This window comes from Rhodobacter sp. CZR27 (assembly GCF_002407205.1).
In the GTDB taxonomy this organism is placed as follows: Bacteria; Pseudomonadota; Alphaproteobacteria; order Rhodobacterales; family Rhodobacteraceae; genus Cereibacter_A.
In genome coordinates, this window is record NZ_CP023548.1 from 3158463 (window position 1) to 3175340 (window position 16878).

Sequence of the window (16878 nt, forward strand, 5' to 3'; positions counted from 1 at the left end):
TCCGATGACTCGCGGGGGCCGGGACGACATGCGGGACGAGCCGGAACGGCGCTGTCTTGCCACGGGCGAGAGCCAGCCGAAGGCCGGCCTGATCCGCTTCGGGCTGGGTCCTGACGGTCAGGTGGTGCCCGACGTGCTCGGGCGCCTGCCGGGTCGGGGCATGTATGTCTCGGCCGACCGCAAGGCGATCGAGAAGGCTGCGGCCAAGGGCCTGTTTGCCCGCGCCGCGCGCCAGCCGGTGAAGGTGCCCGACGGTCTCGCCGACCTTGTCGAGGCGCAACTCGCCCGGCGGGTGATCGACCTGATCTCTCTTGCACGCAAGGCGGGCGAGGCGGTGACGGGATACGAGAAGGTGAAGGACTGGCTGACGAAGGACGAGGCGGAAGTTCTCGTCCAGGCCAGTGACGGGTCGGAGCGCGGCAAATCGAAGCTGCATCCGCCCGGTGGAAAAGGGTCGTTCATAGGTTGCCTGACAGCCCGGGAATTGGGTTTGGCTTTCGGCCGTGAACATGCGATACACGGCGCGCTCGCGGCTGGTGGACTCACGACGCGCGTTGTAGAGGAAGCGGCCAGACTGGCCGGGCTTCGCGGGCAGATCGGCGGCAGGGCCGCCGGAAGGGATACGAAAGACGCATGAGCGATACAGACGGCAAGAAACCCCTCGGCCTGGGTGGCGGCTCGCGTTCGGGCCAGGTGAAGCAGAGCTTCAGCCACGGCCGCACGAAGAGCGTCCTGGTCGAAACGAAGCGCAAGCGCGTGGTCGTGCCGAAGCCGGGTGCCGCGGGGGCTTCCGCGACGACCAGCTCGCCGTCCCATCTGGGCGACCCGGCCAAGCGGCCCGCCGGCATCTCCGATGCCGAGATGGAGCGCCGCCTCGCCGCGCTGCGCGCCGCGAAGCTGCGTGAGGTCGAGGACGCCAAGCGCCGCGAGGAAGAAGAGCGTCAGCGCGAGGAAGAACGCCAGCGCCGCCGCGAGGAACTCGAGGCGAAGGAGCGCGAGGAGCGCGAACGCGTCGAGGCTCTGCGCCAGAAGGCCGAGGACGAGGAACGCGCCCGCAAGGAGGCCGAAGAGGCCGCCCGCCGCGCCGAGGAGGCCAAACGCGCCCCGGCACGTCCGGCGCCCGCCGCGACCGCGCCGCAGCCCGCCGCCACCGAGTCCCGCGCCTCCGCGCCGGCCTCGGCCAAGCCGGGCCTGCCGCCCTCGCGCAAGGAGCGCGAGCGTGAGGTCGAACGCGACCGCGCGACCAAGAAGGACGATTCGCGCCGCTCCGGCAAGCTGACCCTGAACGAGGCGCTTTCGGGCGAAGGCGGTCGCACGCGCTCGCTCGCCGCCATGAAGCGCAAGCAGGAGAAGGCGCGCCAGAAGGCGATGGGCTTCGGCTCCAAGCCCGAGAAGCAGGTGCGCGACGTGCAGCTGCCGGAAACCATCGTGGTGCAGGAGCTTGCCAACCGCATGGCGGAGCGGGCGGCCGATGTGGTCAAGGCGCTCATGAAGATGGGCATGATGGTCACGATGAACCAGTCCATCGACGCCGACACGGCCGAGCTGGTGATCGAGGAATTCGGCCACCGTGCTGTCCGGGTGTCGGACGCCGACGTGGAACACGTTATCGACACGGTCGAGGATAAGGCCGAGGATCTTCAGCCGCGCCCGCCGATCATCACGATCATGGGCCACGTCGACCACGGCAAGACCTCGCTTCTGGACGCGATCCGCAAGACCAGCGTGGTCTCGGGCGAAGCCGGCGGCATCACGCAGCACATCGGCGCCTATCAGGTGACCACCGAACGCGGCGCTGTGCTGACCTTCCTCGACACGCCCGGCCACGCGGCCTTCACCTCTATGCGGGCCCGTGGCGCGCAGGTGACGGATATCGTCGTGCTGGTGGTGGCTGCCGATGACGCGGTGATGCCGCAGACGATCGAGGCGATCAAGCACGCGAAGGCCGCGAAGGTCCCGATGATCGTGGCGATCAACAAGATCGACAAGCACGATGCGGACCCGAACAAGGTGCGCACCGACCTGCTGCAGCACGAGGTGATCGTCGAGAAGATGTCGGGCGACGTGCTCGATGTCGAGGTTTCGGCCAAGACCGGTCAGGGGCTGGACGAGCTGCTCGAGAACATCGCGCTTCAGGCCGAACTTCTCGACCTGCGCGCCAACCCGAAGCGGCAGGCGCAGGGCGCGGTGATCGAGGCCAAGCTCGACGTCGGCCGCGGCCCGGTCGCGACGGTGCTGGTGCAGCACGGCACGCTGAAGCGCGGCGACATCTTCGTCGTCGGCCAGCAGTGGGGCAAGGTGCGCGCGCTGGTCAACGACAAGGGCGAACGCGTGGACGAGGCCGGGCCGTCGGTTCCGGTCGAGGTTCTGGGCCTGAACGGCACGCCGGAAGCCGGTGACGTGCTGAACGTGGTCGAGACCGAAGCGCAGGCCCGCGAGATCGCCGACTACCGCGAGAAGGCGGCCCGCGACAAGCGCGCCGCGGCCGGCGCCGCAACGACGCTCGAGCAGCTGATGGCGAAGGCGAAGGCCGATCTGGACGTCGCGGAACTGCCGGTGGTGGTGAAGGCCGACGTGCAGGGCTCGGCCGAGGCGATCGTTCAGGCGCTGGAGAAGGTCGGCAACGAGGAAGTCCGCGTGCGCGTGCTCCACTATGGCGTGGGCGCGATCACCGAGACCGACATCACGCTGGCCGAGGCTTCGCAGGCCGCCGTCATCGGCTTCAACGTCCGGGCCAATGCCTCGGCGCGTCAGGCCGCGAACCAGAAGGGCGTCGAGATCCGCTACTACAGCGTGATCTACGACCTGATGGACGATGTGAAGAAGGCGGCCTCGGGCCTGCTCAAGGCCGAAGTGCGCGAGCATTTCATCGGCTATGCCGCGATCAAGGAGGTCTTCAAGATCACCGGCGTCGGGATGGTGGCGGGCTGCCTCGTCACCGAGGGCGTGGCGCGCCGTTCGGCAGGCGTGCGCCTGCTGCGCGACAACGTGGTGATCCACGAGGGCACGCTGAAGACGCTGAAGCGCTTCAAGGACGAGGTCAAGGAAGTGCAGTCCGGCCAGGAATGCGGAATGGCCTTCGAACGCTACGAGGACATCCGCCCCGGCGACGTCATCGAGATCTTCGAGCGCGAGGAGGTCCAGCGCAAGCTGGCCTGATCCTCGCGGTCAGAAAACAGAAAGGCCGGGCGCAAGCCCGGCCTTTTCCATGGCGATGACCTTGTCCCGTCAGGCGGGATCAGGCGACGCGTTTCGACGGGATCGGATATCCGACAAAGTTCTTTTCGTCCACGCGCACGACAACCTTGCCGTCCGCAAGATGGCCGACGACAAGGCCCTGAACCGAGACGCAACTGCCGATCGTGATAGTCCTGAGCATGTGCTTTCCCCCAAAGCGAGTTTCCCACCCTCAGGCTAGTCACAAACCGATAAATAAACACTCACGATTTTCGTCGTAGAGCCTTATTGAGGTGCGACATATGAACGAATGATACCCATATGTCACAACTTCGTGTCAAAGCCAGTCGCGCAGGATCGGGATCAGTGGCAGGTCGGCCGGCGGCATGGGGTAGTCGCGCAGCGCCTGCGGTCTCACCCAGGCCAGCCTCTGGCCCTCCTGCGGCTGGACGATTCCCTCCCAGCGGCGGCAGGCGAAGAGCGGCATGAGAAGGTGGAAGCCGTCGTAGCTGTGGCTGGCGAAGGTCAGTGGCGCGAGGCAGCTTGCCTTCGTCTCGATGCCCAGCTCCTCCCTCAGCTCGCGGATCAGCGCCGCTTCGGGCGTTTCGCCCTGTTCCACCTTGCCGCCCGGAAACTCCCAGAGGCCGGCAAGCGACTTGCCCTCGGGCCGCTGGGCCAGAAGCACCCGGCCGTCGCCATCGATGAGGGCGACGGCCGAAACCAGCAGCAGCTTCACGAGCGGTAGTCGGCGTTGATGTCGATGTAGCGGTGGGTGAGGTCGCAGGTCCAGACCGTGCGGGATGCCTGCCCCAGTCCGAGATCCACCGCGATCTGCAACTCGGCCCGCTTCATGTAGGCCGCGCCGTCCTCCTCGCGGTAGTCGGGGCTGCGCCAGCCCTTCTCGGCCACGAGGATGTCGCCGAAGCGGATCGAGAGCCGGTCGCGATCGGCCTGAGCGCCGGACTTGCCGACCGCCATCACGATGCGGCCCCAGTTCGGATCCTCGCCCGCCACCGCGGTCTTCACCAGCGGCGAATTCGCGATCGCCATGGCCACGCGATGCGCGTCCTCGGGCGTGGCGGCGCCGGTGACCTTCACCTCGACGAATTTCGTCGCGCCCTCGCCGTCGCGCACCACCTGCTGCGCAAGGTCGAGCATCACCCGCCCCAGCGCCGTCTCGAAGTCACGGCCGGCCTTGGAGCGGCCGTTCAGCTCGGCCGCCGGGCTGGCGCCGGTGGCGGCAAGGATCAGCGCGTCCGAGGTCGAGGTGTCGCTGTCCACCGTGATCGCGTTGAAGGTGGCATCCACCTGACGCGACAGCATCTTCTGCAACAGCGGCTGGCCGATCTTCGCATCCGTGAAGATGTAGACCAGCATGGTCGCCATGTCGGGCGCGATCATCCCCGAACCCTTCGCGATGCCGGCGATGCGGATCTCGCCGCCCTCGCCCTGCACCGTGGCGCAGGCACCCTTGGGGAAGGTGTCGGTGGTCATCATGGCACGGGCGGCCATCTCGATGCCGCCTTCGTCCAGCTGCGCCACAAGCTCGGGGATCTTCACGGTGATGCGTTCGTAGGGCAGCGGCTCGCCGATCACCCCGGTCGAGGAGGAAAACACCCGCTCGACCGGCAGGCCCAGCGCCCCGGCCACGCCGCCGGTCACAGCCTCGACCGCCTCGACGCCCACCGCGCCGGTGAAGGCGTTCGAGTTGCCCGAGTTCACGATGATCGCGGCCCCCGCCTCGGACGGCTTGCCGATCTTCGACTGGCAGTCGAGCACGCAGGCCGCTCGGGTCGAGGACCGGGTGAAGGCGCCCGCCACCGCCGTGCCCGGCGCAAGCCGGATCAGCATCACGTCCTTGCGGTTGGCGTAGCGCACGCCGGCCTCGACGGCGGCAAAATCCACCCCGCCGATCACCGGCAGGGCGGGGAAACCTTCGGGGGCCAGCGGCGAGACCATCTTGGCGGGCTTCGGCTCCGGGGCGCTCTTGCCCTCCTTCACCTTCGCCCTCAGCTTCGACACCTTCTTCTGCAGTGCCTTCGCCTCGGCCTTCCAGTCGGTCTTCGCCATGCCCGTGCCCCCGGTTGCGGATCAGTCGAGCAGTTCTTCCTTCCGAAGCGTCGCCGGGTCAATCCCCTCGCCGGGCCGGGTGATCTCGGCCTTCGACGTCACCGCGTCGATATGGCTCGCGATGGCCTCCTGCTCGATCTGGGCGGCAAGCTCGTCCCGCATCTCGTCGAGCGACGGCGCCTGCGCGATCCGGGTCTCGTTCAGCTTGATGAGGTGCCAGCCGAACTGGGTCTGGATCGGGCCCGCGACGGTGCCGGGCTTCATCGAGACCACGGCATCCTCGAAGGGCTTCACCATCATGCCGAGCCCGAACCACCCGAGCGAGCCGCCATTGGCCGCGGCGCCGTCCGACGAATGCTGCTTGGCCAGTTCGGCGAAGTCCGCCCCGCCGTCGATCTCGGTCTTGAGCTTCGCGGCCTCGTCCTCGGTCTTCACCAGGATATGCGAGGCATTGTATTCGGTCTGCGGTGCGGCATCGGCGAAGCGCGCGTCATAGGCCGCCTGCAGCTTCTCGTCCGTCACGGCGCCTTGGACCACCTTCTTCAGCGCCACGGCCGACAGGAAGCCGCGCTGTTCGTTCTGCAGGGACAGCGTGTCGCGCTTGGTGATCGACCCCTCGACCGACTGCGCCAGCGCCGCCTGCTGGATCAGCTGCTCGAGAATGCCCTTGAACAGCGCGTCATCCGGCAGGGTCTGATATTGTTCGGGCAGGCCGCCGCGCAGCGCGATCATGTGGCCCATGGTGATGTCCTGCCCGTTGACAGTGGCGACGACCGTGTCGGCGGTCACCTCGTCCGCCGGCGCGGGGGTGGCCAGCGCCAGTGCGCAGAGGGCCGCGACCGACACGCCCTGCCAGAACTTCGCCATGTTCGCCATTCTCACCTTCTCCTGAACGGGCGCGCCCTTGCGCGACGTTGACTTGACACTGCCATCCCCTTACATCGCTTGGGTCGCGTGAGCCGGGGAAAAGGCTTCCCGCCCTTCTAGGGGATGGCAGGGAGCCGGAGCAAGGCCGCAGGCTCACACGATCATGTCAAGAGCACTTGGCTTGTCAGGAACGACCAGGCGGAGAAAACATGCTGGGTCTCGGAACGCTCGCGCGCAAGATCTTCGGAACGCCCAACGACCGCAAGGTGAAATCCGTCCGGCCCCTCGTGGCCCGCATCAACGAGCTTGAAGCGGAGTTCCAGGTGCTCTCGGACGAGGGCATCAGGCAGAAGACGGCCGAGTTCCAGCGCCGGGTCCAGGAAGGCGGCGAGAGCCTCGACGATCTTCTGCCCGAAGCCTTCGCCAACTGCCGCGAGGCCGCGCGCCGCGCGCTTGGCCTGCGCGCCTTCGACGTGCAGCTGAAGGGCGGGATCTTCCTGCACCAGGGCAACATCGCCGAGATGAAGACGGGCGAGGGCAAGACCCTCGTCGCGACCTTCCCGGCCTACCTGAACGCGCTTGCCGGCAAGGGCGTGCATGTGGTGACCGTGAACGACTACCTCGCCAAGCGCGACGCCGAGTGGATGGGCAAGGTCTATGCCCACCTCGGCCTGACGACCGGCGTGGTCTATCCCTACCAGCCCGAAGAGGAAAAGAAGGCCGCCTACAAGGCCGACATCACCTATTCGACGAACAACGAACTCGGCTTCGACTATCTGCGCGACAACATGAAGTCCTCGAAGGAGGAGATGAAGCAGCGCGGCCATTTCTTCGCCATCGTCGACGAGGTGGACTCGATCCTGATCGACGAGGCGCGCACGCCGCTGATCATCTCGGGTCCGAGCCAGGACCGCAGCGACCTTTACCAGAAGATCGACCGGCTGATCCCCGAGGTGACGGAAGAGCACTTCAAGCTGGACGAGAAGGCGCGCAACGTCACCTTCACCGAGGAAGGCAACGAATTCGTCGAGCGCCGCCTGCATGAGCTGGGCCTGCTGCCCGAGGGCCAGTCGCTCTACGATCCGGAAAGCACGACCATCGTGCACCACATCACGCAGGGTCTGCGCGCACACAAGCTGTTCCACCGCGACCAGCAGTATATCGTGCGCAACGACGAGATCATGCTGATCGACGAGTTCACCGGCCGGATGATGCGCGGCCGGCGGCTCTCGGATGGCCTGCATCAGGCCATCGAGGCCAAGGAGAACGTCTCGATCCAGCCCGAGAACGTGACCCTCGCCTCGGTCACCTTCCAGAACTATTTCCGCCTCTACGAAAAGCTCGCCGGCATGACCGGCACTGCGGCGACCGAGGCCGAGGAATTCATGCAGATCTACGGCCTGGGTGTCGTGGAAGTGCCGACCAACCGCCCCGTGGCCCGGATCGACGAGCATGACGCCGTCTACCGCACCGCCCGCGAGAAGCATGACGGCATCATCGCCTCGATCAAGGAAGCGCATGGGCGCGGGCAGCCGATCCTCGTCGGCACCACCTCGATCGACAAGTCCGAGGCCCTGTCCGAGCTGCTGAAGGCCGCCGACGTGCCGCATAACGTCCTGAACGCGCGCCAGCACGAGCAGGAGGCGCAGATCGTCGCCGACGCCGGCAAGCTGGGCGCCGTGACCATCGCGACCAACATGGCCGGCCGCGGCACCGACATCCAGTTGGGCGGCAACGTCGAGATGAAGGTGATGCAGGCGCTGGCCGCCGATCCGACCGCGCATCCCGACGAGATCCGCGCCCGGATCGAGGCCGAGCACGCCGAGGAAAAGCAGAAGGTCATCGAGGCCGGCGGTCTGTTCGTGCTCGGCACCGAGCGCCATGAATCGCGCCGGATCGACAACCAGCTTCGTGGCCGCTCGGGCCGTCAGGGCGACCCGGGCCGGTCGGCCTTCTTCCTCAGCCTCGAAGACGACCTGATGCGGATCTTCGGCTCGGACCGGCTCGACAAGGTGCTGTCCACGCTCGGGATGAAGGAAGGCGAGGCCATCGTCCATCCGTGGGTGAACAAGTCGCTCGAGAAGGCGCAGGCCAAGGTCGAGGGCCGCAACTTCGACATCCGCAAGCAGCTGCTGAAATTCGACGACGTGATGAACGACCAGCGCAAGGCGATCTTCAGCCAGCGCCTCGAAATCATGGAATCCGAGGACCTGTCCGACATCGTGCAGGACATGCGCTATCAGGTGATCGACGACCTGATCGACCTCCACATGCCGCCGCGCAGCTATTCCGACCAGTGGGATGTCGAGGGGATGCACCGCTCCGTGCTCGACAAGCTCGGCCTCGATGCCCCGATCGAGAAATGGGCGCAGGAGGAAGGCGTCGATCAGGACGTGGTGCGCGAGCGGCTGTGCGAAGCCTCGGACCGCCAGATCGAGGAGAAGACGAAGGCCTTTGGCCCGGAAAGCATGCGCTCGATCGAGAAGCAGCTGCTGCTGCAGACCATCGATGCCAAGTGGCGCGAGCATCTGCTGACGCTCGAACACCTGCGGTCCGTCGTGGGCTTCCGCGGCTATGCGCAGCGCGATCCGCTGTCGGAATACAAGACCGAGTCCTTCGCCCTGTTCGAGTCGATGCTGAACTCGCTGCGTCAGGATGTGACGCAGAAGCTTGCGCAGGTGCGCCCGCTGACCGACGAGGAGCATCAGGCGATGATGCGCCAGTTCCTCGACCAGCAGGCGGCGGCGGAGCCCGCGCCCGCAGCCCAGCCCGTCGCGGCCGCGCAACCGGCGGCGGCACCGCGGGCGGCCGCGGCACCGCAACTGGTCGCCGCAGGCGCGGACGAATCGGACCCGCAGGCCTGGGGCAACATCGCGCGGAACGATCCCTGCCCCTGCGGTTCGGGCGAGAAGTTCAAGCACTGCCACGGCCGACTCGGCTGATTGCGGCGACAATGAGGCAAAAGAGTGGGTCCGCCCTTCATTGGGCGGGCCCTGTCCAAAAGAATGGGGCGAACCTCCCTTCGTTACGCCACCAATCGGCCAGTTTTCGCTCATAGATCCTGCTGACCGGCAAGAATGCGGAGCGCGGGATGGAACGGGTGCGGAAACTGGCGACGGCGGCGGTTTCGGTGACTCTGGCATTGGCCGCCGGCCAGTACATGGAGACGAGCGCGTCACGCCCTCCCTCTGACGAGATCCGGCCCACGCATGTCCAGCCGGTCTCGGCCGGCCCCGACGACAGGCTGACGCTCTCGCTGGCCACGCCTCTCCATCGCAGCCTTCCGGTCGATCCTGCGCTTGTCATCCTGCCGGAGGAACAGACCGCGCCGCACCCGATGCGGGCAGAGGTACAGGGTTCCTCCTGCCGCATGGCGCTGACGCTCCGGGCCGAGCCGGCAGCCATCCTTGCTCTGGACCTTGCCGCTTCCTGCCGGCCTGACGAGCGTGTGGTGCTGCGCCACGCCGGGCTTGCCGTCACCGGCCGCACCTCGGCTTCCGGCCATCTGCAGATGCGCCTTCCCGCGCTGAGTGCCGATGGGCGGATCTCGGTTCTCTTCGCCGACGGTGGCGTCATCGAGGCGGCGCAGCCGGTGGCCGATCTCGCCGGGCTGCGGCGCATCGGCGTGCAATGGCTGGGCGACGACGCCTTCCAGATGCATGCCTTCGAGGCCGGGGCGCGCCACGGCGAGCCCGGCCATGTCTCGGCCGTCGATCCGAAGCGGGCTTCGGCGCGGGGCGGCTTCCTTTCGCTGCTGGGCGAAGCCGGCGTCTCGCTGCCGATGCAGGCCGAGATCTACACCCATCCCGGCGACGGCACCCCCGCCTCGGTCGAGATCGAGGCGGCCGTCACCCCGCAGACCTGCGGCCGCACCCTGATCGGAGAGGTTCTCGACAGCGCGGCCGGCAGGGTCGAGACCCGCGAACTCACGCTCGAGATGCCGGGCTGCGACGCGGTGGGCGACTATATCGTGTTGAAGAATCTGTCTCCAGACCTGAATATGGCCTCTGCACGGTAGGGGGCGGGCGGGCAGCAATGGCGTCGAGACGGTGGCACGCGGCGATCTTCGCCGCGATCCTGGCGGTTGCCGGCTCGGCCGCGGCGCAGGACATCACGCTCACCTCGCGCAGCGGCGCCATCACGCTCGATGGGACCCTGCTCGGCTTCGACGGCGAATTCTACCGCATCGGCACGAAATACGGCCCGCTGACCGTCGACTCGGCCGGAGTGGCCTGCTCGGGCCCCGGATGCCCCGAACTGACCGCCCCATTGGCCCGGATCCGCATCCTCGGCGCCACCGAGGCGGGAAATGGCCTGCTGCCCCGGGTGCTGCGCGCCTATGCCGAGGTCCGCGGCTACAGCCTGAAGCACGAAACGCGAAAGGACGGCTTCGCGACCGAGGTGATCGATGCCCGGGGCGAGCCCGTGGCGCAGGTCAGCTTCACGCCGGCCACACCGGTCGCGGCGGCGGACGCTCTTGCCTCGGGCGCGGCCGAACTCGTCGTCTCGGCCCATGCCGCACCGGGGATGACGACGCGCGTGCTGGCGCTGGATGCACTGGTTCCCATCGTGGCCACCGACAATCCGTTGCCGCGGATCTCGACCCGGGATCTTGCGCGGGCGCTGTCCGGCGAAGTCGCCAACTGGAAGGAGCTGGGCGGCCCCGACATGCCGCTGGTGCTGCATGCGCTGTCCACGGACATCAGCCTGGAACAGGCGCTCGAGGCCCGGCTGGGCCGTCCGATCGCGGCGGCGGTCACCCATCCGGACCTTGCCAGCCTGGCCGCCGGGGTGGCGCGCGACCCCTATGCTCTGGCCATCACGGGCCAGACCGCCCAGGGCACCGCGCGGGTGCTGCCGCTCACCGACAGCTGCGGTTTCCCGCTGCTGCCCACCCCGCTGGCGGTGAAATCCGAGGACTACCCGCTGGCTCTGCCGGTCTTCCTCGTGACCCCGCGCCGCCGCCTGCCCCTGTTCGCGCGCGAGTTCCTGGAGTTCCTGTCGACCGCGCCAGCGCAGCGCGCCGTGGCCGAGGCCGGCTTTGTCGATCGCCGCCCGAGCCAGGTGCCGCTTGCCGCCGACGGCCAGCGCCTGATGAACGCGATCCGCGGTGCCGGCGAGGAGGTGTCGCTGGACGAGTTGAAGCGCCTGACCGACCTGATGACCGGCGCGCAGCGGTTGTCGCTGACCTTCCGCTTCGAGGACGGCGCCGAGGAACTGGAACCGCAGAGCCGCGACGACCTGTCCGAACTGGTCAAGCTGATGGAGATCGGCCGCTACCGCGACCAGCAGCTCATGCTCGTCGGCTTTTCGGACGGGCGCGGCTCGGCCGCGACCAATCTCGACCTGTCCCGCAGCCGGGCCGAAGCGGTGGCGAAGGCGCTGCGCGAGGCGCTGCCCGAGCTGCCTGCCCCGCTGGTCGAAGGCTTCGGCGAGGCGCTGCCACTTGCCTGCGACACGACCGTGGCCGGCCGCCGGATGAACCGGCGGGTCGAACTCTGGCTGCGCCCGCTCACAGATAGCCCTGGGCCCTGAAGCTCAACTCCCGCTCCTTCCCGATGATCAGGTGGTCGTGCAGCGTGATGCCGAGCGTTGTCGCCGCGTCCTGGACCTGCGCCGTTATCGAAATGTCGGCCTCCGAAGGCGTGGGATCGCCGGACGGATGATTATGCACGAGGATCAGCGCCGAGGCGTTCAGTTCCAGCGCGCGCTTGACCACCTCTCGCGGGTAGACGGGGACGTGATCGACCGTGCCGCGCGCCTGTTCCTCGTCCGCGATCAGCACGTTCTTGCGGTCAAGGAACAGGATGCGGAACTGCTCGGTCTCGCGATGCGCCATCGCGGTGTGGCAGTAGTCGAGCAGCGCCGCCCAGGACGACAGCACCGGCCGGTGCATCACCCGCGCCCGCGCCATGCGCTGCGCCACCGCCTCGACGATCTTGAGATCCTGCACCACCGCCTCGCCCACGCCCTCGACTTCCAGCAGGCGCGAGGGGGCCGCGGCGATGACCCGGTTCAGGTCGCCGAAGCGGTCGATCAGGCGACGCGCCAGCGGCTTCACATCCTGCCGGGGGATCGACCGGAACAGCAGCAGTTCCAGCAATTCGTAATCCGGCATGGCAGTCGCGCCGCCCTCGGTGAACCGCGCGCGCAGACGCTTCCGGTGGTCGGCGATGTAGGAAGGCAGCCGCGCCGGCAGCGGCGCGGCCACGGCCTCGTCCTCGTCCCCGGCGAAGAGCGGCAGCGGAGCTTCGTGAAAGGCGCGAGTCGGGCACATGGCCCAAGCCTGCGCGAAACGAGGTTGAGGATCGGTTAACGGGGTGTGCGGCGGCGCGATCCGGACGAAGCGGCTGCGCCGGCCTCGCAAGAACGGAAAAGGCCGCGCCCTGAAGGCGCGGCCGGTGCGAAGCGGAAGATCGTCAGCCCTTCATCCCGTCCCAGAAGCCCTTCACCTTCGAGAAGAAGCTCTTGCCCTCGGGGTTGTTGTCCTCGGACAGCTTCTCGAACTCGCGCAGAAGCTCCTTCTGGCGGGCGGTCAGGTTCACCGGTGTCTCGACCGCCAGCTCGATCAGCATGTCGCCCACGCCGCCGCCGCGCAGCGCCGGCATGCCCTTGGAGCGCAGCCGCATCTGCTTGCCGGTCTGGCTTCCGGCCGGGATCTTCACGCGGCTGGAGCCACCGTCGATGGTCGGCACCTCGACCTCGCCCCCAAGCGCCGCCGCGGTGATCGAGACCGGCACCCGGCAGAACAGATGCACGCCGTCGCGCTGGAAGATCGCGTGCTCGCGCACCTCGATGAAGATGTAGAGGTCGCCCGAGGGGCCGCCGCGCATCCCTGCCTCGCCCTCGCCCGCAAGGCGGATGCGGGTGCCGGTCTCGACCCCGGCCGGGATGTTGACCGAAAGCGAGCGCTCCTTCTCGACCCGGCCGGCACCGTGGCAGGACTTGCACGGGTTCTTCACGATCTGCCCGGCGCCGTTGCAGGTGGGGCAGGTGCGCTCGACGGTGAAGAAACCCTGTTGCGCGCGGACCTTGCCCATGCCGGAGCAGGTCGGGCATGTGACGGGCTCCGCCCCGCCTTCGGCGCCGGTGCCCTTGCAGGCATCACAGGCGATCGAGGCCGGCACGTTGATCGTCTTCTGGACGCCGCGATAGGCGTCCTCCAGCGTCACGCGCAGGTTGTAGCGCAGGTCCGACCCGCGCTGCGCCCGGCTGCGGGCCGCGCCGCCGCGACCGCCCATGAAGTCGCCGAACAGATCCTCGAACACGTCCGAGAAGGCCGAGGCGAAGTCGCCCTGCTGGCCGTAGCCGCCGCGCGGACCACCTCCGCCGCCCATGCCGCCCTCGAAGGCCGCGTGGCCGTAACGGTCATAGGCCGCCTTCTTGTCGGCGTCCCGCAGGACGTCGTAAGCCTCGTTCACTTCCTTGAACTGGGCCTCGGCCTGAGGATTGTCGGCATTCCGGTCGGGGTGAAGTTCCTTCGCCTTCGTGCGGTAAGCCTTCTTCAGCTCGTCAGCGGAGGCCGTGCGGGAGACGCCCAGAACCTCGTAATAGTCGCGCTTTGCCATAGACACTTCCCCTGGGGCAACGCGAGTGGGGCGGCCCTTTCGAGACCGCCCCCCGTCGCGTTACGCTGCGGCCTCACTTCCGCTTGTTTTCGCCGAGATCCTCGAAGTCGGCGTCGACGATATCGTCATCCACCGAACGCGGCCCCTCTTCCTCGGCCGGGCCGGCTTCCGCCTGGCTGGCCTTGTAGATGGCTTCGCCCAGGCGCATCGCGGCTTCGGTCAGGTTCTGGATGCCGCCCTTGATCTTGCCGGCATCCTCGGTCTTGAGGCTTTCCTCCAGCGCGCCCATCGCCAGTTCGATCGCCTCGACGGTCGAGGGATCCACCTTGTCGCCGTGCTCCTCGATCGACTTGCGAGTCGAGTGCAGCAGGCTTTCGGCCTGGTTCTTGGTCTCGACCAGCTCGCGGCGCTTCTTGTCGGCTTCGGCGTTGGCCTCGGCGTCCTTCACCATCTTCTCGATGTCGTCGTCCGACAGACCGCCCGATGCCTGGATGGTGATGTTCTGCGACTTGCCGGTGCCCTTGTCCTTGGCGCTGACCGACACGATGCCGTTGGCGTCGATGTCGAAGGTCACCTCGATCTGCGGCATCCCGCGCGGGGCCGGCGGAATGTCCTCGAGGTTGAACTGGCCGAGCATCTTGTTGTCGGCCGCCATCTCGCGCTCGCCCTGGAAGACGCGGATCGTCACCGCGTTCTGGTTGTCCTCGGCGGTTGAGAAGACCTGGGACTTCTTCGTGGGGATCGTGGTGTTGCGGTCGATGAGGCGGGTGAACACGCCGCCCAGCGTCTCGATCCCGAGCGAAAGCGGGGTCACGTCGAGGAGAACCACGTCCTTGACGTCGCCCTGCAGCACGCCGGCCTGAATCGCAGCGCCCAGCGCCACGACTTCATCCGGGTTCACGCCCTTGTGCGGCTCTTTCCCGAAGAACTTGGTCACCTCTTCGACGACCTTCGGCATCCGGGTCATGCCGCCGACCAGAACCACCTCGTCGATGTCCGACTTCGAGACGCCTGCATCCTTCAGCGCGGCCTCGCAGGGCTTCATCGACTTCTTGATCAGGTCCGCGACAAGGCTTTCCAGCTTGGCGCGGGTCAGCTTCATCACCAGGTGCAGCGGCTGCCCGGTGTTGCGGTCCATGCTGATGAAGGGCTGGTTGATCTCGGTCTGCTGGCTGGACGACAGCTCGATCTTGGCCTTCTCGGCGGCTTCCTTCAGCCGCTGCAGCGCCATCTTGTCGAGCGTCAGGTCGACGCCGTGCTCTTTCTTGAACTCGTCGGCGAGGTAGTTGACGATGCGCATGTCGAAGTCTTCGCCGCCGAGGAACGTGTCCCCGTTGGTCGATTTCACTTCGAACAGGCCGTCGTCGATCTCGAGGATGGTGATGTCGAAGGTGCCGCCGCCGAGGTCATAGACCGCGATGGTGCGGGTTTCCTTCTTGTCGAGGCCATAGGCCAGCGCCGCAGCCGTCGGCTCGTTGATGATGCGCAGCACTTCGAGGCCCGCGATCTTGCCGGCGTCCTTGGTCGCCTGACGCTGGGCGTCGTTGAAATAGGCGGGCACGGTGATGACGGCCTGCGTGACCGTCTCGCCAAGGTAGGCCTCGGCGGTTTCCTTCATCTTCTGCAGGATGAAGGCGGAAATCTGGCTGGGCGAATACTTCTCGCCACGGACTTCGACCCAGGCGTCGCCGTTGCCGCCGTTCACGATGGCATAGGGGACGAGCTTCTTGTCCTTTTCCACCTCGGCGTCGCCCACGCGACGGCCGATCAGGCGCTTGACGGCGAAGACGGTGTTCGAGGGGTTGGTGACCGCCTGACGCTTGGCCGGTTGGCCCACGAGGCGTTCGCTGTCGGTGAAACCGACGATCGAGGGCGTCGTGCGCGCCCCTTCCGAGTTCTCGATCACGCGGGGTTGCGAGCCGTCCATGATGGCTACGCAGGAGTTGGTCGTCCCGAGGTCGATCCCGATGACTTTGGCCATGTATGCACCTCTCTTGCGGCGATGTTGTGGGGGTCAGGCCCGACTGTCGGCGTCCGATCCCCGATCCCGAATTCCGGCCTTCGGGGGTCACCCCCATCCGGCTACCGGGCGTATATAGGAGGGCGTTTTTGGGCCTGCAAGCGTCACGCGGTCGTGAAAATCATGTCAAATCCGCACGGATCCGCCGCGCCTTCGGCTCAGCCCGGAAGGGTGTCCATGACACGGACCAATTCGGCGCTGATGCCCGGTTCCGACAGCGCGTGACCGGCGAGCGGAACGAGCCGCAGGTCGGCCTTTCCCCAGCCATCGGCCAGCCTCCAGGCCGACAGCGGCGGGCAGATCATGTCATAGCGGCCCTGCACGATCACCGCCGGGATGTGCTCGATCCGGTGGCGGTGGTCGAGGATCCAGCCGTCGTGCTCGAGAAATCCCGCATGCGAGAAATAGTGATTCTCCAGCCGGGCGAAGGCTCGGGCATATTCCGACGGGCTCTCGCCCACCGGCCCGTCCTGCGAGACCGAGGCGAGCGCGTTTTCCCAGTTCGCCCAGGCGCGGCCGAACCGGCTCTCCTCCATCAGGTTGCCGGAGAACAGCCGCCGGTGATAGGCCGCGATCAGGTCGCCGCGCTCGGCCGGCGGAACGGGCGCCACGAACCGCGCCCAGATGTCGGGGAAGAAGGCCGCGGCCCCGCCGCCGTAGAACCAGTCAAGTTCAGCCCGCATCATCAGGAACACCCCGCGCAGCACGAGATTCGTGACGCGCTCGGGGTGGCTGATGGCATAGATCAGCGCCAGAGTGGCGCCCCAGCTGCCGCCGAAGCACACCCAGCGCTCCACGCCCAGCTTCTGGCGGATCGCCTCGATGTCCGAGACGAGGTGCCAGGTCGTGTTGGCCTCGATCGAGGCGTGGGGCCGCGAGCGGCCGCAGCCGCGCTGGTCGAACAGCACCACGCGATACCGTTCGGGGTCGAAGTAGCGCCGCATCGAGGGGCTGCATCCGCCGCCCGGCCCGCCATGCAGCACCAGCACCGGCTGGCCCTCGGGGTTGCCGCATTGCTCGACGTAGATCCGGTGGCCATCGCCCATGTCGATCACCCGCTGATCGAACGGATCGATCGACGGGTAGAGGAATTCGACTGCGCGCTTTTGGCCTGACCTTTGATCCATCATCGTCCTATATAACCGCTCCAGCCTGATCCGCCACCGAGGAAACCGC

Annotated in this window: 13 protein-coding genes; 5 read left to right on the top strand and 8 right to left on the bottom strand. The window is 67.4% G+C overall.

What is annotated here, in order from left to right:
* Window positions 1-4: 4 nt before the first annotated feature.
* Window positions 5-637: an RNA-binding protein gene (locus CK951_RS15340; RefSeq protein ID WP_096786944.1), complete on the top strand. Its 633-nt coding sequence runs from the start codon at window positions 5-7 to the stop codon at window positions 635-637.
* Window positions 634-3159 carry a translation initiation factor IF-2 gene (infB, locus tag CK951_RS15345; RefSeq protein WP_096786945.1) on the top strand — a complete coding sequence of 842 codons (2526 nt, stop codon included), beginning with the start codon at window positions 634-636 and terminating at the stop codon, window positions 3157-3159. The genes CK951_RS15340 and infB overlap by 4 nt, the downstream gene beginning before the upstream one ends.
* A 79-nt stretch (window positions 3160-3238) precedes the next feature.
* On the opposite strand, the gene CK951_RS15350 is transcribed toward infB, so the two are convergent.
* The 4 genes from CK951_RS15350 to CK951_RS15365 all read right to left on the bottom strand — a co-directional run bounded on the left by CK951_RS15350 (window position 3239) and on the right by CK951_RS15365 (window position 6123).
* Window positions 3239-3379, bottom strand: coding sequence for a hypothetical protein (locus CK951_RS15350; RefSeq protein ID WP_096786946.1), 141 nt, complete (start codon window positions 3377-3379; stop codon window positions 3239-3241).
* 135 nt (window positions 3380-3514) lie between these two features.
* Window positions 3515-3913 carry a (deoxy)nucleoside triphosphate pyrophosphohydrolase gene (locus CK951_RS15355; RefSeq protein WP_096786947.1) on the bottom strand — a complete coding sequence of 133 codons (399 nt, stop codon included), beginning with the start codon at window positions 3911-3913 and terminating at the stop codon, window positions 3515-3517.
* On the bottom strand, window positions 3910-5247 hold the full coding sequence (gene argJ / locus CK951_RS15360; RefSeq protein ID WP_096786948.1) for a bifunctional glutamate N-acetyltransferase/amino-acid acetyltransferase ArgJ: 1338 nt from the start codon (window positions 5245-5247) through the stop codon (window positions 3910-3912). Before argJ ends, CK951_RS15355 begins: the two co-directional genes overlap by 4 nt.
* Window positions 5248-5268: 21 nt before the next feature.
* Window positions 5269-6123 (bottom strand): peptidylprolyl isomerase, encoded by an 855-nt coding sequence (locus tag CK951_RS15365; RefSeq protein WP_096786949.1) that lies wholly within the window; start codon window positions 6121-6123, stop codon window positions 5269-5271.
* 200 nt (window positions 6124-6323) lie between these two features.
* On the opposite strand from CK951_RS15365, the gene secA reads away from it, so the two are divergent.
* The 3 genes from secA (at window position 6324) to CK951_RS15380 (ending at window position 11649) form a co-directional block, all read left to right on the top strand.
* A complete protein-coding gene (secA, locus tag CK951_RS15370) occupies window positions 6324-9056 on the top strand; it encodes a preprotein translocase subunit SecA (RefSeq protein ID WP_096786950.1) in 2733 nt (910 codons plus the stop codon).
* Between the two features lie 149 nt (window positions 9057-9205).
* Window positions 9206-10132: a hypothetical protein gene (locus CK951_RS15375; RefSeq protein ID WP_096786951.1), complete on the top strand. Its 927-nt coding sequence runs from the start codon at window positions 9206-9208 to the stop codon at window positions 10130-10132.
* 17 nt (window positions 10133-10149) lie between these two features.
* Window positions 10150-11649 carry a phosphate ABC transporter substrate-binding/OmpA family protein gene (locus CK951_RS15380; protein WP_096786952.1) on the top strand — a complete coding sequence of 500 codons (1500 nt, stop codon included), beginning with the start codon at window positions 10150-10152 and terminating at the stop codon, window positions 11647-11649.
* Here CK951_RS15380 and radC read toward each other — a convergent pair.
* From radC to pip, 4 genes are all read right to left on the bottom strand, one after another.
* The gene (radC, locus tag CK951_RS15385) at window positions 11627-12391 is read right to left on the bottom strand and encodes a DNA repair protein RadC (RefSeq protein WP_096786953.1); all 765 of its coding nucleotides are present in this window, start codon (window positions 12389-12391) and stop codon (window positions 11627-11629) included. The genes CK951_RS15380 and radC overlap by 23 nt on opposite strands.
* A 142-nt stretch (window positions 12392-12533) precedes the next feature.
* Window positions 12534-13682: a molecular chaperone DnaJ gene (dnaJ, locus tag CK951_RS15390; protein ID WP_096786954.1), complete on the bottom strand. Its 1149-nt coding sequence runs from the start codon at window positions 13680-13682 to the stop codon at window positions 12534-12536.
* A 73-nt stretch (window positions 13683-13755) separates the two neighbouring features.
* Window positions 13756-15663: a molecular chaperone DnaK gene (gene dnaK, locus CK951_RS15395; protein ID WP_096786955.1), complete on the bottom strand. Its 1908-nt coding sequence runs from the start codon at window positions 15661-15663 to the stop codon at window positions 13756-13758.
* A 197-nt stretch (window positions 15664-15860) separates the two neighbouring features.
* Complete coding sequence (gene pip / locus CK951_RS15400) at window positions 15861-16829, bottom strand: prolyl aminopeptidase (RefSeq protein ID WP_096786956.1); 969 nt, start codon at window positions 16827-16829, stop codon at window positions 15861-15863.
* Window positions 16830-16878: the final 49 nt, after the last annotated feature.